Source organism: Hymenobacter segetis (assembly GCF_054776495.1).
Window position 1 is genome coordinate 258,528 of record NZ_BAAHBV010000003.1, and the last position, 24,293, is coordinate 282,820.

20 protein-coding genes and 1 tRNA gene are annotated in these 24,293 nt (G+C 60.2%); 15 read left to right on the top strand and 6 right to left on the bottom strand.

Annotation, left to right across the window (positions count from 1 at the left end; all coding sequences use genetic code 11):
- The first annotated feature begins 152 nt into the window (after positions 1-152).
- Entirely contained in the window at positions 153-1,508 is a 1,356-nt protein-coding gene (locus tag ACYU70_RS18090) for a Pycsar system effector family protein (RefSeq protein ID WP_342298580.1), read from the top strand.
- Between the two features lie 55 nt (positions 1,509-1,563).
- Positions 1,564-1,637 (top strand) — tRNA-Arg (locus ACYU70_RS18095).
- A gap of 28 nt (positions 1,638-1,665) precedes the next feature.
- On the opposite strand, the gene ACYU70_RS18100 is transcribed toward ACYU70_RS18095, so the two are convergent.
- Positions 1,666-2,154 carry an HNH endonuclease gene (locus tag ACYU70_RS18100; protein ID WP_342298579.1) on the bottom strand — a complete coding sequence of 163 codons (489 nt, stop codon included), beginning with the start codon at positions 2,152-2,154 and terminating at the stop codon, positions 1,666-1,668.
- A gap of 46 nt (positions 2,155-2,200) precedes the next feature.
- Here ACYU70_RS18100 and ACYU70_RS18105 point away from each other — a divergent pair, with 46 nt between their 5' ends.
- From ACYU70_RS18105 to ACYU70_RS18125, 5 genes are all read left to right on the top strand, one after another.
- Entirely contained in the window at positions 2,201-4,531 is a 2,331-nt protein-coding gene (locus tag ACYU70_RS18105) for a GH92 family glycosyl hydrolase (protein WP_342298578.1), read from the top strand.
- 33 nt (positions 4,532-4,564) lie between these two features.
- The gene (locus tag ACYU70_RS18110; RefSeq protein WP_342298576.1) at positions 4,565-5,224 is read left to right on the top strand and encodes a hypothetical protein; all 660 of its coding nucleotides are present in this window, start codon (positions 4,565-4,567) and stop codon (positions 5,222-5,224) included.
- 274 nt (positions 5,225-5,498) lie between these two features.
- The gene (locus ACYU70_RS18115; RefSeq protein ID WP_460616065.1) at positions 5,499-6,305 is read left to right on the top strand and encodes a PhzF family phenazine biosynthesis protein; all 807 of its coding nucleotides are present in this window, start codon (positions 5,499-5,501) and stop codon (positions 6,303-6,305) included.
- A gap of 27 nt (positions 6,306-6,332) precedes the next feature.
- Positions 6,333-6,794 carry a DinB family protein gene (locus tag ACYU70_RS18120; protein ID WP_342298574.1) on the top strand — a complete coding sequence of 154 codons (462 nt, stop codon included), beginning with the start codon at positions 6,333-6,335 and terminating at the stop codon, positions 6,792-6,794.
- A gap of 82 nt (positions 6,795-6,876) precedes the next feature.
- Entirely contained in the window at positions 6,877-7,185 is a 309-nt protein-coding gene (locus tag ACYU70_RS18125; RefSeq protein WP_342298573.1) for a hypothetical protein, read from the top strand.
- Between the two features lie 12 nt (positions 7,186-7,197).
- Here the strand turns inward: ACYU70_RS18125 and ACYU70_RS18130 are convergent, their stop codons facing one another.
- On the bottom strand, positions 7,198-7,776 hold the full coding sequence (locus tag ACYU70_RS18130; RefSeq protein ID WP_342298571.1) for a YdeI/OmpD-associated family protein: 579 nt from the start codon (positions 7,774-7,776) through the stop codon (positions 7,198-7,200).
- A gap of 504 nt (positions 7,777-8,280) precedes the next feature.
- On the opposite strand from ACYU70_RS18130, the gene ACYU70_RS18135 reads away from it, so the two are divergent.
- From ACYU70_RS18135 to ACYU70_RS18150, 4 genes are all read left to right on the top strand, one after another.
- Positions 8,281-9,327, top strand: a complete 1,047-nt coding sequence (locus ACYU70_RS18135; RefSeq protein ID WP_342298570.1) for a hypothetical protein — start codon at positions 8,281-8,283, stop codon at positions 9,325-9,327.
- A 12-nt stretch (positions 9,328-9,339) separates the two neighbouring features.
- Positions 9,340-9,786 (top strand): hypothetical protein, encoded by a 447-nt coding sequence (locus tag ACYU70_RS18140; protein WP_342298568.1) that lies wholly within the window; start codon positions 9,340-9,342, stop codon positions 9,784-9,786.
- Positions 9,787-9,828: 42 nt separating this feature from the next.
- Positions 9,829-11,472, top strand: coding sequence for a sensor histidine kinase (locus tag ACYU70_RS18145; protein WP_342298567.1), 1,644 nt, complete (start codon positions 9,829-9,831; stop codon positions 11,470-11,472).
- A 179-nt stretch (positions 11,473-11,651) separates the two neighbouring features.
- A complete protein-coding gene (locus tag ACYU70_RS18150) occupies positions 11,652-12,485 on the top strand; it encodes an alpha/beta fold hydrolase (protein WP_342298566.1) in 834 nt (277 codons plus the stop codon).
- A gap of 166 nt (positions 12,486-12,651) precedes the next feature.
- Here ACYU70_RS18150 and ACYU70_RS18155 read toward each other — a convergent pair whose 3' ends face one another.
- The gene (locus ACYU70_RS18155) at positions 12,652-15,525 is read right to left on the bottom strand and encodes a hypothetical protein (protein WP_342298564.1); all 2,874 of its coding nucleotides are present in this window, start codon (positions 15,523-15,525) and stop codon (positions 12,652-12,654) included.
- 224 nt (positions 15,526-15,749) lie between these two features.
- On the opposite strand from ACYU70_RS18155, the gene ACYU70_RS18160 reads away from it, so the two are divergent.
- Positions 15,750-16,301, top strand: a complete 552-nt coding sequence (locus ACYU70_RS18160) for a YceI family protein (RefSeq protein ID WP_342298562.1) — start codon at positions 15,750-15,752, stop codon at positions 16,299-16,301.
- 132 nt (positions 16,302-16,433) lie between these two features.
- Complete coding sequence (locus ACYU70_RS18165; RefSeq protein ID WP_342298560.1) at positions 16,434-16,835, top strand: hypothetical protein; 402 nt, start codon at positions 16,434-16,436, stop codon at positions 16,833-16,835.
- 77 nt (positions 16,836-16,912) lie between these two features.
- On the opposite strand, the gene ACYU70_RS18170 is transcribed toward ACYU70_RS18165, so the two are convergent.
- From ACYU70_RS18170 to ACYU70_RS18180, 3 genes are all read right to left on the bottom strand, one after another.
- A complete protein-coding gene (locus ACYU70_RS18170; RefSeq protein ID WP_342298559.1) occupies positions 16,913-17,917 on the bottom strand; it encodes a fatty acid desaturase in 1,005 nt (334 codons plus the stop codon).
- A gap of 88 nt (positions 17,918-18,005) precedes the next feature.
- Positions 18,006-18,425 (bottom strand): hypothetical protein, encoded by a 420-nt coding sequence (locus ACYU70_RS18175; RefSeq protein WP_342298558.1) that lies wholly within the window; start codon positions 18,423-18,425, stop codon positions 18,006-18,008.
- Between the two features lie 56 nt (positions 18,426-18,481).
- On the bottom strand, positions 18,482-18,880 hold the full coding sequence (locus tag ACYU70_RS18180) for a hypothetical protein (RefSeq protein ID WP_342298556.1): 399 nt from the start codon (positions 18,878-18,880) through the stop codon (positions 18,482-18,484).
- Between the two features lie 320 nt (positions 18,881-19,200).
- Between ACYU70_RS18180 and msrA the strand changes: the two genes are divergently transcribed.
- Together msrA and ACYU70_RS18190 are read left to right on the top strand one after the other, a co-directional pair.
- Entirely contained in the window at positions 19,201-19,875 is a 675-nt protein-coding gene (gene msrA, locus ACYU70_RS18185) for a peptide-methionine (S)-S-oxide reductase MsrA (protein WP_342298554.1), read from the top strand.
- Between the two features lie 168 nt (positions 19,876-20,043).
- Positions 20,044-24,276 carry a PAS domain-containing sensor histidine kinase gene (locus ACYU70_RS18190; protein ID WP_342298552.1) on the top strand — a complete coding sequence of 1,411 codons (4,233 nt, stop codon included), beginning with the start codon at positions 20,044-20,046 and terminating at the stop codon, positions 24,274-24,276.
- The last annotated feature ends 17 nt before the right edge of the window (positions 24,277-24,293 follow it).

Sequence of the window (24,293 nt, forward strand, 5' to 3'; positions counted from 1 at the left end):
AATAACGCGCCCGCCCGGCTGTGGGCCGGCGCTGTAGCGCCCGTTACGCAAAGCACGGCGGTGCGGTTTGGCCCGGTTTTTAACTTCCGGCCCGCGCTTCGCGTTGAAAGCCGGCGGACCAGCCCAATGCGCCGGCCGTAGCTTCGCGTATCATGAAAGAAATTACCCCCGAATCCGTCGAAACTTCTGCGGCATCCGCACCGGCTGCATCGGTGGAAAATCCGGCTCCGGCCGCACCTGAAGCGGCCCCCGCCACCGAGCTGCCGCTGGAAGCCGAGGCCGATAAATCGCCCAAAGCCAAAGCCTCGCCGCTGGTGAAAGAGGCGCAAGCCTACATCACCGACCTGTTTGCCAAGGAGCTGCCGGCCAAGCTCACCTACCACACCATCGGCCACACCGAGGCCGTGGTGAAGGAATGCCGCGCCCTGGCCCCCGCCGCCCAGCTCAGCGACGAGGACACCGAGAACCTGCTGCTGGCCGCTTGGTTTCACGATGCCGGCTACCTCGATGTGTATGACGGCCACGAGTTCCGCAGCATGGAACGCGCCGGGGCCTGGCTCGCCGAGCACGGCCTGCCCAAAGCCCGCATCGAATTAATTCAGGGCCTGATTAAAACCACGCACCGCGACTCGCCCCCCGAAACGGAGCTGCAAAAAATCCTGTCCGATGCAGATATGAGCAACCTGGCGCGCGACGACTACCGCTCTCGCGCCGAGCTGCTGCGCACCGAGTGGGAGCTGGTGCTCAACAAAACCTACACCACGCCCGAGTGGACGGAATTGCAGCTCAACTTCATGCTGGCCCACAAGTACCTTTCCGAAGCCGGCAAGGAGCGGTATAAGAAGGCCCTGAAAAAGAACATCGAGGACCAGCGCGACCACCTCAAAAAGAAGGAGAAAAAGGACAAGAAGAAGACCAAGGAAAAGTCCGACACCTTCGCCGAGCCCAAGCGGGGCATCGAAACCATGTTCCGCACCATGTATTCGAACCACATGAAGCTGAGCGACATGGCCGACAAAAAGGCCAGCATGATGATTCAGCTCAACGCCGTGCTCATGTCGGTCATCATCACCTACCTGGGAGCCAAAATGGGCAAGGCCGGCGCCCTCGGCCCTATGATGAGCGGCAACCCCGTGCTGGGCATTCCCATCAGCATTCTGCTGGTGACGGCCTTGGGGTCGGTTATTACAGCCATTCTCTCGGCCCAGCCCGATGTGACCAGCTTCGCCTGGCTAAAGAAAAGCCCCGAAATCGCCACTAATCGCCGCGTCAACCTGCTGTTTTTCGGCCAGTTTACCAAGCTCAATCTCGACAATTTCCAGGGCGGTATGCGCGAGTTGATGCGCACGAAGGACATGCTCTACACCAACATGGTGACGGACATCTACTACCTCGGCGAGGTGCTGACGCGCAAGTACCGCCTACTGCGCACCAGCTACACCATCTTCATGGTCGGGCTGATTCTCACGGCGCTCTCGTTCGGCATCGCACTGCTGTATAAGATGTAGGGCTGACTACAGGTTCACAGACTTGGGTTATCTTTGCAGAAGAATCCCATTACCTGGGCCTGTAGCTTAACTGCATAAAGCAAGCCTCTCCTAAGGGCTAGAGTACAGGTTGGATTCCTGTCAGGCTCACTTAGTTAGACCCCGCACTATCAGCCTATCACTGGCTGGGTAGTGCGGGGTTTATTGCTGAAAGGCTGTGGTCGTATTCCCAATGGCAGTTCGGGCAAAGCACCAGAATATTCTCTGGCCCTGACACCTCTTGCACCATGACGGAATCAGGGAAAGCGCTAATGGGCTGAATGTGGCAATATTCAACGTGTTTATCATAGCCGTATGCCTGGCAAGTGCGTGGCCTGTGCGCGTTCAACAGCCGGGTGATACTGTTCAGGTAGCCCCGGTAATAGCTGGGATGCTTGATAGCGTCTTTCGCTTTGAGCTGTGCCACCGTTAGCAATCGGTAGTCAGCTTTGCGCTTGCCGTGCACCGCGCAAAACTGCCGGCTGCCCGGAATCAGCGTGTCGCACTCTTGGCATTTGCGCGTCAGCTGCCGCTTGGGGGCCTGTTGGTTAGTATGGATGGCCGCATGCGACCGGGAGCAATATTTGGGGTTCGCCGTGGCAATGCCGCAGTGCAGGCAATTATTCATGCCTCAAATTACTGGATATTGCTGCTTCATTCCCTGCCCCGCCGCAATGAAGAAACTCCTGCCCCTGCTGTTGCTCACCGCAACTACAGCTCAAGCCCAAAAAACCACCCAGCCCGAAAACCTCGTCCAATACGCGCACCCCATGGTGGGCACGCAGAAGATGGGCCACACCTACCCCGGCGCCACCGTACCCTTCGGCATGGTACAGCTCTCGCCCGATACCGACACCATCAGCTACGAGCTGAACGGCAAGTACAACCCCGACATCTACAAGTACTGCGCGGGGTATAACTACGACGACCGCACCATCGTCGGCTTCAGCCACACGCACTTCAGCGGTACGGGGCACTCCGATTTGGGCGACTTCCTGCTCATGCCCACCACCGGCCCGCTCCAGCTCAACCCCGGCACCGCCGACCGGCCCCAGAGCGGCTACCGCTCTGCCTTCTCGCACCAGAACGAGGTGGCCGAGCCGGCTTACTACCGGGTGAAGCTCGACGACCACAACATCCTCGCCGAGCTCACGGCCACCACCCGCGTGGGCTTCCACCAGTACACGTTTCCGGGGACTGAGCCGGCGCACATCATTCTGGATATGATGGCCGGCATCTACAACTACCCCGACAAGAACGTGTGGAGCTACGTGCGCATCGAAAACGACTCGCTCGTGACCGGCTACCGCCAAACCACTGGCTGGGGCCGCACCCGCACCGAGTACTTCGCCATGCAGTTCTCGAAGCCCTTCAAAAGCTATGGCGCCCGCAAGTACGACCCCAAGGAAGTGTACCGGGGCTTCTGGGGCCGCTTCGACCAGACCAAAAACTGGCCCGAGCAGGCCGGCCGCCAGCTGCGCCTCTACTTCGATTTCAATACTGTGGCGGGCGAGAAAATCAAGGTCAAGTTTGCGCTCTCGTCCGTAAGCGCAGCCGGGGCGCTGGCCAACATGCGCGCCGAGCTGCCCGGCTGGAATTTCGACCAGACCCGCCGCGCCGGCCAGCAGCTCTGGCAGCAGGAGCTGAGCAAAATCACCATCCAAACGCCCAACCGGGCCGATAAGGAGAACTTCTACACGGCCCTCTACCACGCCTGCCTCAGCCCTACTGTTTACGAAGATGCCAATCGTGGGCAGTATCGGGGCCTTGACCAAACGACTCAATTCAGCTACTCTGGGTTTCATTCCAGAAACGGCTTTACCAATTACACCACCTTCTCGCTCTGGGATACCTTCCGGGCCCTGCACCCGCTGTTCAACCTTATCCAGCCCAAGCGCAACGCCGACATGGTGAAGAGCATGCTGGCTCACTACGACCAGAGCCCCGAGCACATGCTCCCCGTGTGGAGCCACCACGCCAACGAGAACTGGTGCATGAGCGGCTACCACAGCGTATCCGTAATTGCTGATGCTGTTATTAATGGCGGTGAGCTAACAGCTGACGATGCCGAGCGCGCTTTGGCCGCTTGCGTAACTACTGCCCGCCACCGCTGGTATGATGGCCTTGGCGAATATATCAACCTCGGCTATGTGCCCAACGAGCGCAGTGGCACTTCTGTATCGAACACCCTCGAATATGCCTACGACGACTGGTGCATCGCCCAGCTCGCCCAGAAACTCGGCCACGCCGACCTCTACCAGGAGTTCAGCAAGCGCGCCACCAACTGGCAAAACGTGTTCGACCCGCGCGCCAACGCCATGCGCCCGCGCCTGGCCGACGGCAGCTTCCGCCCCACATTCGACGTGCTGAGCACCAACGGCCAGGGCTTCATCGAGGGCAACGCCTGGAACTACACCCTCGCCGTGCCCCACGACCCCGCCGGCCTCATTGCCCGCATGGGCGGCAACCGCCGCTTCGTGCCCCACCTCGATTCGCTCTTCACCATGCACCTGCCCGACTCGTTCTTCGCCGAAACCGAGGACATCACCCGCGAGGGCATCATCGGGGGCTACGTGCACGGCAACGAGCCCGCCCACCACGCCGCCTACCTCTACAACTACACCGACCAGCCCTGGAAAACCCAGGCCCAGGTCCGCAACATCCTCGCCCGCCAGTACCACCCCACCCCCGACGGCCTCGGCGGCAACGACGACTGCGGCCAGATGAGCGCCTGGTACCTCTTCTCGGCCCTCGGTTTCTACCCCGTCGCCCCCGGTTCGGGCCAGTACGCCCTCGGCAGCCCCCTCGTGCACGGAGCCGTGCTGCACCTCGAAAACGGCCAGTCCTTCACCATCCAGGTCAAAAACCAAAGCGCCAAAAACGTCTACGTGCAGCAAGTCACCCTCAACGGGCAAAAGCTGACACAGCCGTTTCTGGCGCAGCAGGACGTGGCGAAGGGTGGCGGGCTAGTGTTTGTGATGGGAGCGCGGCCGGCGCGGAAGTAGATTTAACTTCCCTTACAAGTCTTAAGTTGAGCCATGACTGAGCAATGGATAGAACACAAATGGATATTTGAGCCGGATGGCGGCTTGTTAGATATTTATGTTCAAGAAGTGGATATTGATGTTTGGATGCAATTAATTGACTTTATCAATAAAAATTACAACCCGCATTTCGGTCCTTTGGAAGAAGGAGACACTAGGCCCGGCATTGATAAAGACTATATAAAAAGAATGTTTGTGGATGAATCAGGCGAGCTTGACCGCAAGACCAGTTCATTCACAATTGAAGGCATAACTGTTAACTGCCATTTCTTCTTACAAGATGAAATTGAGTTTGATATTGACCCCCGAGAATTTAAAAAACAGATTCAAATTGATGCTATTATAAAATTCATGCAGGCTGTTAGCTGGAATTTAGAGAGAGAAGTAATTCTGACCGCAGAAGGAGCAGCAGAATATCCATTAATCACCATAAACGTTGGTGAAGGCCTTCTCAAAATTTCTACTCAAGCAGAACTTAAAAAGATATATGATAGAAATCACACAATCTTTAGCAGGATAAGAGCCATGTATTTTCGCAGCCTTATCAAGCTAATACCTTTGTTTAGCAACTCTAAATTTAGAGATTGGCTAGTGTCTTATGTTATAGGTTTAACTAATGCCAATAACATTCATACAGCTACCAAGAAGAAGTAATTATCTATCTGCCTTGAAACGCAAAAAAGCCGCCCGCTCCCCAACCGGAAGCGGGCGGCTTCATTTCCAATCCTTCCGAAACTTACGCCTCGCCCGGTTTCTCCTTGCCGCTGCCGCCGCCGGAATTGAGAATCTTGCGGGCCTGCGTGTAGCCGTCGTAGAGCGGGCGGTCGAGCAGCTTGCAGGCTTTCATGTAACTCTGGCGGCCTGGGGAGCCTATTACCTTCGCTTTCCAAAAAAGCACCTCCGCTTTTGCTTCCTGCCGAAACCGCCGATGGAAACGTATATCGTGGATTCTTTTACCAAAGAACCCTTCAAGGGCAACCCGGCTGGCGTGTGCTTTCCCCGGCAGGAGTTAAGCGCCGAGGCCATGCTGAAAATAGCGCAGGAATTTGGGCTTTCCGAAACGGCTTTCGTGCGCGAAACCAGTGCCGCCGGCAGCTACGCCATCCGCTATTTCTCGCCCAGGCAGGAGATTCCGCTTTGCGGCCACGCCACCCTGGCCGCGGCCAAAGTGCTGTTCAGCAAAACGCCGCAAACGGAAATCCACTTCCTCACCCACGAGCAGGTCGACCTGGCCATCACCCGTCACGGCGACGACATCACCATGACCTTCCCGGTGTATGATACCGTGGCCGCCACCGCGCCGCCGGCCCTGCTGGTCGCCCTGGGCCTGCCCACGGTGGTCAACACCGCATTCAGCCCGAAGAACAAGATTGTCCTCCTCGAAATCGCCGACGACCAGCAGCTGGCCGCCCTCCGGCCCGATTTCGCCGCCCTGCTCCAGTCTCACACCGGAATCAACGGCGTGCTGGTGACAGCCTCCGGCAGCTCGCCGGCCTATGACTACCACTACCGCTACTTCTGGCCCTGGGCCGGCACCAACGAAGACCCCGTCACGGGCGGCGTGCAAACCTTCCTCGCCAAGTACTGGGCCACCCGGCTCCACAAGCCGGTGATGCAGGCCTTCCAATCATCCGGCCGCACCGGCTCCATGCAGGTCGAGCTGCAAGCCGATAAGGTGTTGCTCACCAGCCAGGCCATCATCGTCCTCGAAGGCCAGCTGGTGGCCTTCGATTAATCGTTCCAGCCCATACCCCCATCCGCCATGCTCATCGCCATCCTCAAAACCCTCTTCGACCGCGACCTAGCCAAGCTACAGCAGGAAATCGAAGCCTATCAAACCGAAGAATTCCTGTGGCGCACCGCCCCGGGCATCAGCAACCCGGCCGGCAACCTTTGCCTGCACCTGCTCGGCAACCTCAACACCTACATCGGGGCGGCGCTGGGCCACAGCGGCTACATCCGGCACCGCGACCTGGAGTTCTCCGCCCGCGACATTCCCCGCGCCGAGCTGCTCGCGGGCATCGCCGCCACCCGGCGCGTGGTGGAGGCCGCCCTCACGCCCTTGCAAGACGACCAGCTTGCCACCGAATACCCTCTCGTGGTATTCGAAGCCCCCACGTCGCTGGGCTACATGCTGATGCACCTCACCACTCACCTGGCCTACCACCTGGGCCAAATCAACTACCACCGCCGATTACTGGATAGTCATCTATCCGAAGATTAAATGCTACGACCGGCGTAGCGCCGCAATGCCGCTAATTTTAGCTACAATCTCACCCTGCCAACCCGCCGCCAACGCCGAACCCATGACCGCCGAAGAAGCCCTTTACCTTGCCATCGGCCAGGCCCTGCCCGACGCCGAACAAAGCCAGCTATTCGGCAAGCCCTGCTTCAAAACCAGCGGCAAAGCCTTCATCTGCTTCTTCCAGAACGAAATGGTATTCAAGCTCCCCGGCGACTACCACCACGAAGCCCTCAGCTTCGACGGCTCCCACTTATTTGACCCCTCCGGCAAAAGCCGGCCGATGAGAGAATGGGTGCAGGTGCCCGCTGCCTACCAGGACCAGTGGCCGGCCTACGCCCAGGCCGCCCAGCAGTACGTTGGCGGGCACTAGCCTGGCGAAGAACTAATCATCCAACCCCTTCCCGTTGAGGATTTGCGGCATCCATTTCTCAACCCTTGCCGCCCGGGTTTTGGCCTGCTTGGCGGCCGAGAAATGAAGGAGATACGCCCGTTGCCGGCCCGGCGTCAGGGCCGCAAAAGCCGTTTTCAAGGCCGGGATTTCAGTTAGCTTATCATGAAATTCCTCCGGAATCAGGGACTCCGCACTCGTTTTGAAATCCACTTTCAAACCGCCCTTTTCCACCTCAATAGCCTCCCGCACATAGGATTTCAGGGTAGCTTCCAGCGCCACAATTTCCGGGGCATTGGTAAACCGAATCTGGCGCGTCGCCCGCGTATTCTCCGTTTGCTGGATTAGAATACCCTGGGCATCCTTCAACAGGGCCCCTTTGAAGAACAAAATCGCACAGTATTCTTTAAATACGTGCAGTAAGCAGATGTTCTTTTGCTGCAACGTGTAGCAAGGCACGCCCCACTTCAATTCCTCGGCCAGCCCACAGTCTAGCACGAACGTTCGCAATTGCTCCAGTTCTTCCAGCCACTTCTTGTTTTTACTGAAATAGAAATCGACGGCAGGATTCATTCTATTCATTTGTTGATTGATGGCAATGCGTTATCCGCTTGTTTAGTGCAATTACGCAATAAACCCGGCCCGCTCTCCAACCGGAAGCGGGCCGGTTCTTTTTCACAAGAACTGAAACTCACGATGCGGCCGGTTTCTCCTGCCGTCCGCCGCCGGAGCTGATAACCTTATGGGTTTGCATATGGCCGTCGTGCAGCGGCCAGTGTAGCAGGATGAAGGCATTCAGGCCTTCGTCAAGGGTGCGCTATGGCCAGACGGCACCCTGCTTTTCCCACTGTCATCATTTCCAAGCCAGATGTCCTGCCTGGGGATAGCTGCATTGTATTGCCCATATCATAATTTTTGGTACTAAAGGACGCTATTCTTATACTATCTTTGGCATTTTAGCCACATAGTACCTTTTCAAATCAAAATTATTATAGTATTGTCGGTACGATACTTAAGGGAGCAGTTCAGTTGCGCCTTTGCTCCCGCCAGCCCAGCCCCCGTTCGAAAGCGAAGCGTATGAAAATAACCCCTTACTCACTTACCGCTTTGCTGCTGCTTGGGCTGTTGCTGGGCATCGTACCACGCGCCAGGGCCCAACGAACGCAAATCAAGGGGTTTGTCGATGCCCTGGCTTACTACCAAAATGGCAAAGTAAACTTTGGCCTGGGCGAGCAGGACTTGTTCATCACCTCCGAGATAACAGAGCGGCTGTCGTTTCTGGGCGAAACCGTGTTCAAGTTTTCGCCTGAGTCGCCCACCGATTTCAATATCAGCGTCGAGCGCATTATTCTGAAATACAACTACTCCGGCAACCATAGCGTGCTGCTGGGCAAGCACCACACACCCATCAACTACTGGAACGACACCTACCACCACGGCCGGGTATTCTTCCCCACCATCGACCGGCCCCTGCTATTTGCCCAGGGCATTATCCCGCTCCATACCACGGGCGTGAGCTTGCAGGGGCAGAACCTGGGCCGCCTCCGTTTCGGCTACGATGCGATGGTGGGCAACGGCATCGGGTCGGGCGATGTGGTGGACAACAACCCGTTCAAGTCGGTCACGCTGGCCGTGCACGTGAAGCCCACCGATGGCCTGCGGCTCGGGGCCTCTTACTACCACGATGCCATTTCGAAAGGCAGCACGGTGCACAACCACTCGGGCGGAGTGATGCCGGTGGCCCTGACGCGCATCAATCAGGACATTATGACGGCCTCCGTCTCCTACAATGATTCGGTTTTCACGAAGAAGTTCGAGCTGCTGGCCGAGAGCAGCATGGTCAGCAACCGCTCCGACAGCCTCGGGCAGCAGCGCGCCGTGGCCACCTACGTGTACGCGGGCCTGCGCCTGACCGAAAAGTTTATCCCTTACATCCGGGTCGATGACATTCGGTTTGCCAACCAGGAGGTGTATTTCATGCCCAACAAAACCCAATCCTTCGTCGGGGGGCTGCGCTACGAGCTCAGCTACCTGGCCGTGCTGAAGCTGGAGTACCAACGGGCCAAAAGCCCCCTGTACCCCACCGCCGACAAAGTAACCTTCCAGATTGCCGTGGGCTTTTAACTCGTTATGGATATGGCTTGGCTCTACCGATTTACGTTCTGCGTGCTCCTGCTCATCGGGTGCGGCCACCCGCCCGCGCGGGCACAAGACCAGAACCTCGTGGTGATTGGCAACAGCAAAGGGGTACCGCCCGAGATGAAGCTGGCGCAGCTGAAATCCACGATGAAAGGCGAAAAGCTGCGCTGGCCCGACGGGAGCAAAGTGGTAATCGCGCTGCTGAAAACCACCACGCCCATTGGCCAGAGCACCAGCAAAAAAATCTATAACATGAGCGCCAACGAGCTGAATAAATACTGGCTGGCGCTGGTGTTCCAGGGCAAAGCCGATGCGCCCAACTTCTTCAGTTCCGAAGCCGAGCTGGCCGAATTTGTGGCCCAGACCACCGGCGCCATCGGCGTGGTGAACCAGCCCCTGGCCAGCAGCAAAACCATCACCATCGACGGGAAGAAATCTTTATAGCAACGGCCCCTCCACGGCCTGCTCCACCAGGCCCTACCCCGCATGGCAAACCGCGCCCGCAACCCTCTTCTACTGCAGCTCGTCCGGCACCTGCGCCTCACGGTCAAGACCAAAATCTGGCTGGCAGTGACGAGCATTGTCCTGCTGTTTTCCTTCTTCGTGCTCTTCTACCTGCCCGCCATTCAGGAGCAAAGCCTGCTGAACAACTTCAACAAGGATGTGCAAAACCAGGCTAATACTGTGGCGTTGGGCGTGAAAATTGCCATGACCGAGCAAAATTTCCAGGGTGTGCAAACCGCCATGGACTTTGTGAAGCAGGACCCGCTGCTGCAGTTTGTGAGCCTGGTCCAGACCGATACGGTTTGGGATGCCAACCACACCCAAAGCCACATCACGCGCACGGTATTCAAAACCTACCCCGAGCGCAAGAAAATAAACGTGGACGCGGTTTCCAATGACTTCACGGTCGTGAAACGGGCCGGCTTTAGCACGCCGATAATGAGCGGCGAAATCTTGCTGGCTTCCTCCACGCAGGAGATAGTGCAAAACAAGCGGCATATTCGGCTTACCTCGCTGTTTTTCAGCTTCGTGGTGTTCAGCATTGGCATCGGCATCGGGTTTGTGCTGGCGAAGAACATTTCCGTGCCCGTGCTGAAGCTGCGTGACGCCGCCACCAAGGTGGGCCGGGGCGACCTCACGCAGCGCGTGCCGAGCAATTCGCGGGATGAGATTGGGGAGCTGGGCACAGCCTTCAACAAAATGGTTACCGACCTCTCAACCACCCGCCACGAGCTGGAAGCCCGTAGCAGCGAGCTGTTGGTTGAAAAAAAGAAGTCCGACGACTTGCTCGAAGGCCTCAAGAAAACGCTGGCCGACCTGCGCGAAACCCAGGAGCAACTAATTCGGCAGGAGAAGCTGGTGTCCATCGGCCAGCTCACCAAGGGGCTGGTCGACCGGCTACTGAACCCGCTGAGCTACGTGAATAATTTTGCCGAAATGTCGAATGAGCTCCTCGATGAGTGCCGGCAGCTGCTCGGCCAGGAGCCCTACGCCACCGATGCCTACGTCCAGACGGAGCTGGTGCCGCTGCTGGCCCTGATTGAAAGCAACACCGGCAAAATCAACGACCACGGCGCGAGCATGACGCGCATAGTTCGCAGCATGGACAAGCTGCTCCAGGCCAAATCGGTGCAATTCGTCGAAGTCGATATCAATGCGTTTGTTGATGAGCAGCTGGCCGCGTATCGCAAGGAGGTGGATGAAGACGACCGCACGATTCCCGTGGAGCTGGTGAAAGACGCCAACGAGGAAAACGTGTCGGCGCGAATTGTACCCGCCGAAATAAGCACGGTCTTGTTCAGCCTGCTCAATAATGCACTGTATTCGGTGCGCGAAAAATCCCGGCTAAACCCGGCTTTTCAACCCCGGCTCACGGTCACGACGGCATTTCAGGCGGCCGAGGTAAAAATTCAGATTCGGGACAATGGCCCGGGCATCTCGGAGGTTGAAAAGGGGCAGTTATTCTCTCCTTTCTTCACCACCAAGCCCACCTCCAAAGGCACCGGCCTGGGGCTGTTCATCAGCCAGGATATTGTAAAGAACCACAAAGGCCACATCACCGTGGAAACCCAGCCCGACGTGTGCACCACTTTCACCATCAGCCTACCTACGGTAGCCTATGCATAGGGCAGGGTCGGATTTTACCGAAACAGCCAGCGGCACCATCGACCAATCATTATAAAAAACCCGGAAAGCATTAGTTCCAAAACCTTTACTAGTGACATTAATCAGCCTATCAATCCAAGAAATCGAAATTTGTAGTATGTTAGTCGTCCAATTATTTAACCCTTTAGTTTAGCCACCCAATGGCCCCCTCCGCTACTCCTATTCTTGACCGCAGCAACGTTACCATTTCCGGCGCTACCGGCCCCGGCACCCAGGCCATTGTCTTCCTGCACGGCCTCGGCGGCGACCAGCACGACTGGCGCCTCATCGCCCCCGCCTTTGAAGACCAGTACCAGGTCATCCTCCTCGACCTGATTGGGGCGGGCCAGTCCGACCTCAGCGCCTATCAGCCCGCCACCACCCACAGCACCCTCGCTGGCCACGCCACTGACCTGCTGGACGTACTCAGCGCCCTGGCCCTGCACGATGTCGTATTCGTGGGCCATTCCGTGGCCAGCATGATTGGCGTGATTGCCGCCGTGCGCGAGCCCCAGCGCTTCGCCAAAATGGTCCTTATCTCGCCCTCGCCCCGCTTCATCAATGAAACCGGCTATGCCGGCGGCTTTGAGCAAAAGGACATCAACGAGCTGTTGGCCGCCATGGAGGCCGACTATAACGGCTGGTCGCACGGCTTCTCGCCCGTGATGGTGGGCCAGCAGGACAGCCCCGAGCTGGTAATGGCGCTCACCAACAGCTTCGTGCGCACCAACCCCGAAATCGCCAAGCATTTCGCACGCGTCACCTTCTTCTCCGACACCCGCGCCGAGCTCGGCTTCCTCACCATACCCACCCTCATCATCCAGTCGGCGCACGATGTCATCGCCCCCCTCGCCGTGGGCCACTACATCAACGAGCAGCTGGCCGACAGTCGCATGGTAGTCATCGAAACCAACGGCCACCTCCCTCACCTCTCGGCCCCCCAGGAAACCCTCTCCGCCATGGACCATTTCCTGCACCACGAAACGGTGCTGTAGGGCGGTTGGGTAGTCTAGCCTATTTTAGAACGTCATGCTGAGCGGAGTCGAAGCATCTCTACCGCGCAACTAATCCCAATCGAAAGGAATAGTATTGCGGTAGAGATGCTTCGACTACGCTCAGCATGACGTTCTTTTTTGCTCGTTTCCTCTACCCTCCTCCCCCTCACAGCCGAATACTAAACGCCAGCGGCTCCACCGCCCAGGCCCCTACCGCCCCCCGATACACCACTCGCACCCCCGCCTCCACCGGCGTGCGCAACCGCAGCACATTAAACAGCACCAGCAAATCGCCCCCCACGTTGCGGTAATTAAGCTGCGCCGCCGCCCCCCGGAAATCATTGCCCTGCGCGAAATCGCCAAATAGCGTAGCCCGCAGCCGCTGCACATACAGCAGCCGCCCCAGCTCCCAGTGCGTGTAGCCCAGCGGCAGGAAATAATCTACGCTGCTCACTCCCAGCCGGTCAAAACTGGTGTAACCCTCGCCCCTTGGAAACGACACGGCGGGTGCAAACTGGTACTGCATCTGGTCCTGCCACTGGTAGCCGGCGCGCAGCCGCAAGGCGTGGTGCTGCCCCAGCCCCGGCAGAAACACGCTGCCCTGCGCCGCCAATTGCCGCGCTTCCAGACCCGTCCCAAACGGTGTGGTGCGCCACGTGCCCAGAAAAGTGTAGCCCAGCGTAGGCGCAATTCCCCGCGCCGGCGCCTTGCGCTGCTTCACGTAGCTGAGGGTGGTTTGCAAAGCATTGAGGGGCGAATTGGGGCTGACCTCAGAGAGCTTGCGGGCTGGCAGGTCGTAGCCATACACCTGCTCGTGCAGGAAGTAGGTACCCAGCGACATGGCCTCCAGAAATTTGGAATGCGTGAGGTTGAGCGGCAGCCGCAGCCCGGCCGTGAGGCGAGCGTACTGCCACTGGTCGCGGTAGACAGCACCCCGATAGATGATGGCTGCATCGCGCCCGCCATACGTCACGTCTGCATCCAGCACCGGGAAACGGCCTTGGTAGCTGAGCGCCCCCGTCACGTTGAAGGTGCGCTCCACCTGGTCGTAGCCCAGCCCGGCGAAGGCCTGCGTGGTGTTCAGCAAATCCTGCGAGCGCAGTCCTACGCTCACCGTGTTGCCGCTCGGGCTCTGCACCACGCCGTAGCTGAACAGGTTGAAAGCGTGCGCCAGCGGCTGGTAGCGCCGCACCCCATAGCGCGGCAGCACGGAATCGGCCCGCGTGGCCAGCAGGTGCGGCACCAGCCGCCCCGCCGGCTCCTGCGCCGTGAGGGCCGCCGCGTAGGGGCCGGGTATATCGGCGGTAGCCGTGGGCACGGGCACCCAAGTCGTAGTATCAAGCGGCATCTCAACCACTCGCGCCCCGGTGGCCCGGTAGTCGTGGAAGGCCAGCGTGCGTCCATCGGGCGAGATAGCCGCTTGGTACGCCCCAAACGGCCGCGCCGTGACGCGGTAGGTCTGCCCGGTGCGGGCACTCACGGCGTAGATGTTATCGATACCCGATTGGGCCGAGTTGTAGAGCACGAAATCGCGCCAGGGCTGTGGATTAGCCAGGTTGAGGTTGGTCACGGGCAGCAGGGCTTTTGAAGTGCCGGTGCTGGGGTCAATAACCGCAATGGTTTTGCCGGCGGCGCTCAGCGTCACGGTCACCAGGCGGCGGCCGTCGGGGTGCCAGCGGGGCTGCTGGTAGAAGTCGTTGGCGGGGTTGGGCAGGGCCTGGATTTCGGTTCCGGTTTGGGCATCGAGAATGACGAGGGCATGGTGGTAAGCGGCATCGGTGCGGGCGGCCACCAGCCGCCGCCCATCGGGTGAGAGGGCGGCAGCCGAGTAGCGCTGCCCCTTGCCGATGCGCGTAATTCGGCCAGTTTTCAGGTCCAGCACCTTCAGCTCCGAAGCAATGCGCTGGCCCCAGCGGGCATTCTGCTGGTACTCGGGCCATACAGCCCGGCCACCGCTTACCGACAGCATTTCGGGGATGTTAATCTGGCCCGGCACGTAGGCCACCTGCTCGCCTCCGTGCCGACTCAGCAGCACGAAGCGCGGGATGATGGCGAGGCCGGTTTTCAGGGCCAGCACCGTGCTGTCATTCACGTACTGCGGGTATTGGTACTGGGTGAAGATTTTCCCAACCCCAACCTGCTTCAGCTCCCGCACTGGCGTAGCGGCCGGCTGCTCCCGCTGCTGCACCCACCACAGCGAGTCGATTTCCGCCATGCTGCGGGCGTACACCTGCTCCACCCGCAGGCCGGTGGTGCGCCGGATGCCGTTGGAAAACGAGAACGGGTAGAACGGAAACCGGTAATACTTGTCCAGCACTTTGGCCCACACATCGGGGCCATAGTGGGTTTTCAGGTAGGAAGTCATGAAGTAGCCCAGCACGTACCAATCGGGCACATTGTCTACCAGCGAGCCGTTCACCGCCTTCTGGTAGCTGTAGTTGAAGCCGCTGTGCAGGTTGGCCCGCAGGCCCACGTTGAAATTCGGGATACGCCCGCGCCCGCTGCGCGTCAGGGCCGTTTCGGTGCCCACCGCGTCGCCCTCAAAAAACCACTGCGGCACGCCCACCGCCGCAATGCCCAGCGCCCCGTCGCCAAACAGCGGCCCCAGCACCCGCCCCACGCCCTGCCGGGCCTTCTCGAACTGCCCCACGTGCCGGAACTCGTGCACCGCCAGCCCATCGAGCCAGTCCACCGTGCCCAGCCCAAACCCCTGCTGCGGCGTGGTAAAAAACTCCGCGTGCCGGGGCAAAAACGTCACGAAGCCGTTGCTGACCGTGGTCTGGTTCTGCATCACCACCGCAATGGGGCGCGGGTTCACGCCCAGCGTGGCCACATCCGGCCCGTGCAGTTGCTCCAGCCGCGCCGCCGTGCGCTGCGCCGCCGAGTCGATGCCGCCCGCATACAGCACCCGGAAATGCGGCGTGCGCACCTCGCGCCAGCGCAGCTCAGGCGGGTTTTGGGGAAGGATGGGCAGGCTTTGGGCGCGGGCCGGCGCGGTAAGAATCAGGCTCAGCAGCCCCTGCAACAACAAACGACGCATGCGTAGCGGGTGGAATCGGCGGGAATAGATAAATTGGGCATTAAAGAACGTCATGCTTCAGCTTTGCTGATGCTGGCGGCGCCTGACGCTGTGCCTAAGTCCACGCATCTGAACTTTCGTGAAGCAAATGCGTTAGGCTAAAAAAATAATTGATGTAGCAACATCAAATGTAGCAACACCGGTTATCTTTGTATTCTCAATTCACCGTTTCAACCCCCAACGTCATGTCCGAAACCACCGCCACCGCCACCAAATGGGTGCTCGACCCCACGCACTCCGAAGTACAGTTCAAAATCAAGCACCTGGTTATTTCCACCGTTACCGGCTCGTTCAACACCTTCGCGGGCACGTTGGAATCGGCCAGCGACGACAACTTTGAGAACGCCAAAGTCGAGTTTTCGCTCGATGTGGATAGCATCAACACCAACCAGGAGCAGCGCGACGCCCACCTGCGCGGCGAGGAGTTCTTCGACTCGGCCAAGTTCCCACACATCAAGTTTGAGTCGACCTCCTTCGTGAAAACCGGCGGCAACGAGTACAAAGTGACCGGCAACCTGACCGTGAAAGACGTGACCAAGCCCGTAACCCTGGAAGCCGAATACGGCGGCTCGGCCGTCGATTTCTACGGCAACCACAAGGCTGGCTTCGAGGTAACCGGCAAAATCAACCGCAAAGAATTCGGCCTCACCTGGGGTGCCGTGACGGAAGCCGGCTCCATCGTGGTGGGCGACGACGTGAAGCTGATTTTCAACGTGCAGTTCGCCAAGCAGGCGTAATTGCAGTTCGTTACTGCTTGAAAAGCGGCGGCTTCTTCGGAGGCCGCCGCTTTTTTGTGGGCCATGCAACGCCGCACGGCAACTGCCGGTCAGGGCTATAATTCCGGTTATTTCACTTTTCCAGCCCTGCTTATGCTTCGCCTCTCATCCTCTCTCTGCCTGGCCGCGCTCACGGCCGGCTCGCTCCTCGGCTGCAAAAAAGACTGCGCTAAACCGCAACCCGACTGCTACAACGGCACAGTGGTGGCCACTACCTGCATGTTGGGCGTTTTGGTTGATGTTGACCCGGCTTATCCCATCGGGGCCCGGGCGGTTTCGGTGTACGGCAACCGCTTTTTGGGCAACAACGTGGTGGCCGTGGCCAACTCCGCCAGCCTGGGCAATCTGGGCCATCGGTTGTACTTCACTTATACCAAGGCCTCGACTGGCCCCGGCATGGCATGTCTGGCGGCCGATGGCACGACCACCCCGGTGCCCTTCGTCACGCTCAGCAACCTCTCCACGGTATCCTGTGACTCGGTTCGCACGAACTAAGCGCCCGTCTGGCTTTCGATTATTGACCACAAAAAAGGCGGCCTAATTGGGCCGCCTTTTTTTGTGGTTCGATGGCCTTACGCCGACAGCAATTCCTTATCCGGCACGCTCTGGTCCTTGAGGGTGGCGGTGCCGCGCTCCTTGCGCATGATGCGCGAGTAGAGGCTGATTTCCTGGTCGAATAGGAATTTAAAGAAGAGCTTGGTGTAGCTGGTGTGGGCCAGCAGCGGCTCGTAGAACTCGGGCGCAATGGCCTTTATTTTGGGCAAATTATTCCACGGAATGCTGGGCATGTCGTGGTGCTCGTTGTGGAAACCCACGTTGAGGTTGATGCCATTGAGGCGGCCGTAGTAGGAATAGGTTTCCTGCGAGTCGCTGAGGGTGAGGTAGTGCTCCTGAATCCAGCGCGCCCCCAGCGGGTGCAGGCCCACCGAGAACCAGAAGCTGAGGAACAGATACAGCAGCGCCGTCCAGCCGAAGAAGTACACGATGGCCGCATCGAAAGCAATCTGGGCCACAATGTTGGCGGCCACGTAGCGGTCGATGGTAGCTACCTCGCGGCAGCGCGCCGTGCGAATCACCTGAAACAGCGGGAAGAAAAACAGCCAGATGGCCTTGCCAATGCTGTAGTTATGAATCAATTTGGCCTCGTACCAGTCGGGCAGGTCGGCATCCAATTCGTGCACACCCTGAAAAACGTGGTGCTTGATGTGGAAATTCTTGAAGCTGATGGCCGTAGGAAAAATCGACGGAAAATTGGCCAGAATGCCGGTGGCCACGTTCTGCCATATCTTCTTGAAAACCAGATTGTGGGCTGCTTCGTGAATAACTACAAACAGCGTGTGCGAGAAAAACGCGCCCACCAAATAGGCTGCCGGAATGGTCCAGTACCAGGCTTTATCCCGCAGGAAATACGCCAGGGCCACCTGGGCCACCACGCAGCCCAGCCCAATGAGGAAGGTGGTGGGGTTGCGCGTCATCAGCTGCTTCACCTCGGGGTGGGCCTTGATGATTTGGCGGGTGCGGATGCGGTGCGGCTCGGGGGCCGTGGCCACGGTGAAAGCGGTAGGAGCTGATGCCATAAGAAGCAGAAAGTGGGCGCAATGAATAGCGACGCGCCCGGCCTTTCAGACAAAAATACGGCAAATAGGTTCAGCTTGGGCCGCGAGTTTAGGGCTGAAGGCGCAGCCAGTCTTCGGCGTCCTCCAGGCGGGCAAACATTTTTATTTCAAACTGGTCGCTGATGCGCTGGTGCAAATCCTGCATCGAGAGCTGCCCGAACACGCCCGGGGCCAGCACTTGGGCAAAGTAGCGCAGGCCGGCCTGCATGATGCGCGGCGTCCAGACCTGGGCCACCCACTCGTTGGCCTCCACGAAGCGGCCCACCAGCTCGCGGTGGTCGTTGAGCAGCTTGGCGCAGGGCTCAGCCCGCAGCATGTCGATGTAGGCCAGGCCGCCGGTCTGGATGGTGGCCAGGGTTTGCACCCCCGACCACTCCGCATGAATCCAGTTATTGACCCGGTCGCGGGTGGCCGTGAGATAGATGTGGCCATCGGGCCGGCGAAAGGTGAGGGTATCAGCAGATTCCACGGGAAGGACAGTGAAAAAAGTAATGGAAACCCAAACCTCCTGCAAAATTCCAGCGGTTACATCTGCATCAGCCAGGCTTTGGCGGTGTCGATGTCGTCAAAGGTGGCCACCACTGGCTGGCCGCCCGTGAACTGCAGGGTGAGGTCGGTGGAGAGGCGGCTGTAGAGGTTGGGCGAGTATATCCAGGCGAAGTATTGCAGGCCGGCGGCGGTCATGGCCGGGAACCAGTCTTTGCCGGCCCACTCGGCGGCCTCGCTCCACATGCTGGTTACGCGGGTATTGTCGTTCAGCACTTTGTGGCAGCGCTGCACCTGCATCAACCGCAGCATTTCCTGGCCGCCGAGCTGCACGCTGGCCAGGTCCTGGTTGCCGTGCCAGTCGGCCAGAAGCCACTCATTCAGATGGTCGTAGGAAATAGTGATGTGGGGTGCTTCAAGTAAAGTTTGTAAGGACATAGCAACAGGTTGGACGGCAATTGCGCCTGCTACGTGAAGTACGTAGCAAAGGATACGCACCGGGAGCACTTTCACTTTTTCTGAACAGCCCGCACCCTTCCAAACCATATAAAAGGTTTTAGCATCGCCATAAATACGGATGCGCCGCACGGTTGCGCTTGCGTCCGTGGCCAACATCAGGCAACCCCGCCCAACCCGGAGCGCGCCCGGGGCCGTACATGGCATGCAAAGAGCTGGGCACAGGCTGTAAGGCCGGCCCCACAGCCGCGTCTACCGACGCAGCAATTCCTTTTTGGCATTCCTCTTTCGTCATCATTTTCATGAAAAGTCAATTGAAATCCTTGTTTGGCATTGGCCTGCTGGCCTTCACGTTTGCCTGCGGCTCGCAGCAGCCCGCCGATGCCCAGAACCCGCCGCGCTCCACGGCTGGCTTCGCCCCTACCAACCTGACGGGCCTGGCCGTGGCCACGTTTGCCGGCGGCTGCTTCTGGGCGCAGGAGGAGGCTTTTGAGGAGATAAAGGGCGTGAAGCAGGTGGTGAGCGGCTACGCCGGCGGCACCAAGGCCAACCCCACTTATGAGGAAGTGGCCGACAAAACCACCGGCCACACCGAAACGGTACAGATTTACTACGACCCCAAAGTCATCAGCTACCAGAAGCTGGCCGACATTTTCTTCACCGCCTCGCACGACCCCACCCAGCTGAACCGCCAGGGACCGGACGCCGGCCCGGAGTACCGCTCGGCCGCGTTCTACCGCACGCCCGAGGAAAAGAAAATTCTGGAAACGACCATTGCCAAAGTCAACGCCTCGAAGGAGTACGACAGCAAGATTGTGACCCAGGTGGTGCCGTTCCAGAAGTTCTGGCCCGCCGAGGACTACCACCAGGGCTACTACCGCCTGCACCCCGAAAGCCCCTACATCGCCCACGTATCGGCGCACAAGGTGGAGCACGTGCAAAAGCTGTTTCCCAACGACCTGAAAAACCCGTTGTAAAAACCTGTTATAGCCGCCGGCTGTTCAGTGGGCGCGCTGCCCGAAAAGCCCTGGCCCGCAATGGCTGGGGCTTTTTGGTAGCCGCTGTGCACCCGCTCCCAGCGGCCTATCTTTGAAAGTGGAAGTGGCCTGCTGGTGGTCTGCTTCGGTTGAATGCCCCGTCCGTTTATGTCTGTTGCTACCGCGCCCGCGCTGGATTTTGAGCTGCTGTTTTCGCTGCTGCCTGCGCCCCACGGCGTGCTGGCTCCCGATGGCACGGTGCTGCACCTGAACGCGGCCCTGGCCGCTCTACTGCCGGCGGGCACCGCGCCAAGCGCCCTCATCGGGCAGCCGCTGGCGGCCCTGCGCGCCGCGATTGAAACGGGCGGTGGCCTGCTGGCGGCCAGCACCGCCTGGGCTTCGGCGCTGGCCGCCGCACTGGCAGGCGTAACGCAGGTATTGATGCCCGAACCGGCAAACACGGCCCCGGCGCACGGCTATTGGCAGGCTACGCTCCAGCCCATTCCGCCGGAGCGGGCGCAGTATGTGCTGTTGCGCCTGCTGGATGTGACGCCGCAGCTGCACAGCCAGCAGGTGGCCGCGCAGGAGCAGGAACGGTTCCGGTTTCTGGCCGAAAGCCTACCACAGCTAATCTGGGCCACCAATGCGCAGGGCCAGGCCGACTATACTAACCAGCGCTTCATCGCCTACACCGGCCACGATGTGCTGCAAATGGCTCCGGCCGACAAAACGACTCTGTGGCAACAGATTATCCATCCCGACGACCTGGCCCGGATGTATGCGCAGTGGGGCGCGGCGCTGCAAAGCACGCAGCCCTTCGAGCTGGAATTCCGGATGCGTGGCGTGGATGGGGAGTACCGCTGGTTTCTCTCGCAGGTGGTGGCGCAGCGCGGGGCCGATGGGCAGGTGCAGCGCTGGTTTGGCCTGTGCACCGACGTGGATGCCCGCAACCGCGCCCAGCTTCAGGTGGGCACTCAGCAGCGCCACATGCAGCGCATCCTCGACCAGTTGCCGCTCACCGTCACGACGATGGAAGCGCCTGATTTCCGGTTCACCTTTCTCTCGGCCCGCGCCCGCCAGATGATGGGGCCGCGCGCCAGCGTGGGCGCTACCGTGGCCGAGAGCCTGCCCGAAATTGCCGAGCAGGGCTACCTGAAACTGTTGCAGCAAGTGGTGGCCACCGGCCAGCCCCTGCTGGGCCACGAGGAGCGGTCAATCCTGACCGACCCCGCCACCGGCGAGCCGCAGGAACACTACAACAACTTCGGCTACCTGCCGCTGGCCGGCGAGCCGGGAGCCGCCCCCGGCGTGCTGGCCTACAGCCTCGACGTGACGGAGCAGGTGCAGGCCCGCCAGCGCAACGAAGCCCTGCTGGCCCAGGCTCACACCGCCGACCAGCGCCTGCGCCTCGTGACGGAAAGCCTGCCGTCCATCACCTTCATCAGCGACCAGGCCGGGGAGGTGCTCTACCTCAGCCCGCAGTGGTACGCTTACACCGGCACCCGGCCGGAGGATGACCTGGCCGAGGCCTGGGTGACCTGCCTGCACCCCGACGACACCGCCCGCGTGGCCACCGAGTACGCCGCCGCGCTGGCGGCCGGCACCCCGTGGCGCTACGAATTGCGCCTACGCCGCCACGACGGCGAATTCCGCTGGTTTGTGAGCCAGGGCGTGCCCGAGCCGCTGGCTGATGCCGTGGGCCGCTCCCGACAGTGGTTCGGCTCTGACCTCGACATTCACGAGCTGCACGAGGCCCGACAGCGCCTCGAAATCAAGGACCAGCAGCTGAGCCAGATTCTGGCCCAGGCTCCGGCGTTCATTGCCACGTTTGAGGGGCCCGACCACCGCTACTCGTTTTTCAATGTCGGCTACCACGAGCTGATGAGCCCGCGCCCCCGCCTGGGCCAGCCCGTGGCCGAGGTGCAGCCCGAAGTAGCGAAGCAGGGCTTCCTGGCGTTGCTTGACCGCGTTTATCAGACCGGTGAGCCGTTCAGAGGCCACGAAATGCTCATCCGGTTGCCCGGCCACCACCCTGCCGAACCTTATACGGAGCACTACTTCGACCTGAACCTGGTGCCCCTGCGCGATGACCAGCACCAGGTGTACGGCGTGCTGAATTTTGCGCTGGAAGTAACTGAGCGCGTGCATGCCCGCCAGCGCGCCGAGACCCTGGCGGCCGAAATGAACCGCCGCAACGAGCAGGTGAGCACTATCACGACTTCGGTGCCGGTGTTCATTTTCAACTTCGACCCCAGCGGCTCCATCACCTACACCAACCCGTATTTCTACGAGTACACCGGCCTAGACCCGGCCGGCCCGGCCAATTCGGCTTGGGAATCCCTGCCGCCCGACGACCGCGCCGCCGTGAGTGCCGTGGGCCAGGCTGCTATGGCCGCCGGCCAGGCTTGGGAGGCCACCTTCCGCTGCCGCCGGCGCGATGGCGAGCTGCGCTGGTTTCAGACCAAAGCCCAGCCCTACACCGATGCCGCCGGGCACCTGGCCGGCTTCAGCGCGGCCACAGTGGAAATCCACGACCTGCACGAGCGCACCGAGGAGCTGACCCGCAGCCGCACCGACTTCGCCGCCCTGGCCGACAACATCTCCCAGCTGGCCTGGATGGCCGATGCCACGGGCCGCATTTTCTGGTATAACCAGCGCTGGTACGACTACACCGGCACGACCTTCGAAACCATGCAGGGCACGGGCTGGCAGGCCGTGTATGACCCCAACCTGATGGAGGGCATCAACGCCCACTACCTGGCCGCCATCCGGGCCGGGCAGCCCTGGGAAGACACGTTCCCGCTGCGCCGCCACGACGGCGAGTTCCGCTGGTTTCTGAGCCGCGCCCGGCCCATTCGCGACGCGGCCACCGGTGAGGTGGTGCGCTGGTTCGGCACTAATACTGATGTGACCGAGCTGCGCCGCCTGCAAACCCAGCTGGCCGAGAGCGAGGAAGAGCAACGTATTCAGGCCGAGAGCATTCCGCAGCAGGTGTGGACGGCCCGGCCCGATGGCACCGTGGATTTCTACAACCACCGCACGGCTGCCTACCTGGGCGAAGCCATGGAGAAAAACGGCGCGGCGCACTGGCTCAGCTTCGTGCACCCCGACGACCGCGCCCACATGCAGGAGCGGTGGCAGGCCGCCATTGCCAGCCAGCGCTACTACGAGGCCGAGTTCCGCCTGCGCCGCTACGATGGGCAGTACCGCTGGTTTCTGGGCCAGGCGCAGGCCCGCCGCGCACCCGGCGGCCAGATTCAGAAATGGTACGGCACCAACACCGACGTGCATCAGCAGCGCCTGCTCCAGGAGCAGGTGCTGGCCAGTCAGACCCGCTTCAAGCAACTGCTCGAAGCCCTGCCCCAGATGGCCTGGACCTCGCGCCCCGACGGCAGCGTGAACTACTACAACCAGCGCTGGTACGACTTCACGGGCAGCACCTTCGAAACCATGCGCGACTGGGGCTGGGAGCGGTTCATCCACCCCGATGACCTGGCCAACACCATGGTTCGCTGGAAGCACAGCGTGGCCACCGGCACCGATTTTGAGGCCGAGCACCGCTGGCGCGACCAGATGGGCCACTACCGCTGGTTTCTGGCCCGCGCCGAAGCCATCCGCGACAAAGACGGGGCTGTGGCCCTGTGGGTGGGGGCCAACACCGACGTGCACGACTTTAAGCAGGCGCAGGAGCAGCTCGAAGCCCAGAATGCCCGCCTCACGCGCACCAATGAGGACCTCGACAACTTCGTGTACACCGCCTCGCACGACCTCAAGCAGCCCATCAACAACATGGCGGGCATCTTTGATGAGCTCACCCGCACGGCCTATTTCCGCGACCCCGACGCCATCAAGCTCATCAGCTACTTTGAGCGCGCCCTGGCCCGGATTTATGCCACCATCGACGACCTCAGCGCCATTGTGCAGGTGCAACGCCAGCAGCAGGAGCTACCCGCAGAAGCCGTGGACCTCAGCCAGCTGGCGGGAGAAATAATGGCCAGCCTGCACGACCAGATTGAGCAGACAAAGGCAACTTTTGAGCTGGACTTTGCCACTTTCCCGGCAATTGATTTCGTGCGTCCCAACCTGCAAAGCGTCCTGTTCAACCTCATCAGCAATTCGCTGAAGTACGCCGCCCCCGGCCGGCCGCCGCGCATCCGCCTCAGCAGCACCCCCGATGCCCTCACCGGCCGCCCCACCCTCACCGTGCAGGACAACGGCCTGGGCATCGACCTCGAACGCTTCGGCCCGCAGTTGTTCCAGCTATTCCGCCGCTTCCACGCCCACGTCGACGGCACCGGCATGGGCCTCTACCTCGTCAACCGCATCGTGCAAAACCACGGCGGCCGGCTTGAGGTGAGCAGCGTGGTGGATAAGGGGACTACGTTTCAGATTTATTTGTGAGGCGCTGAACAGTTGCG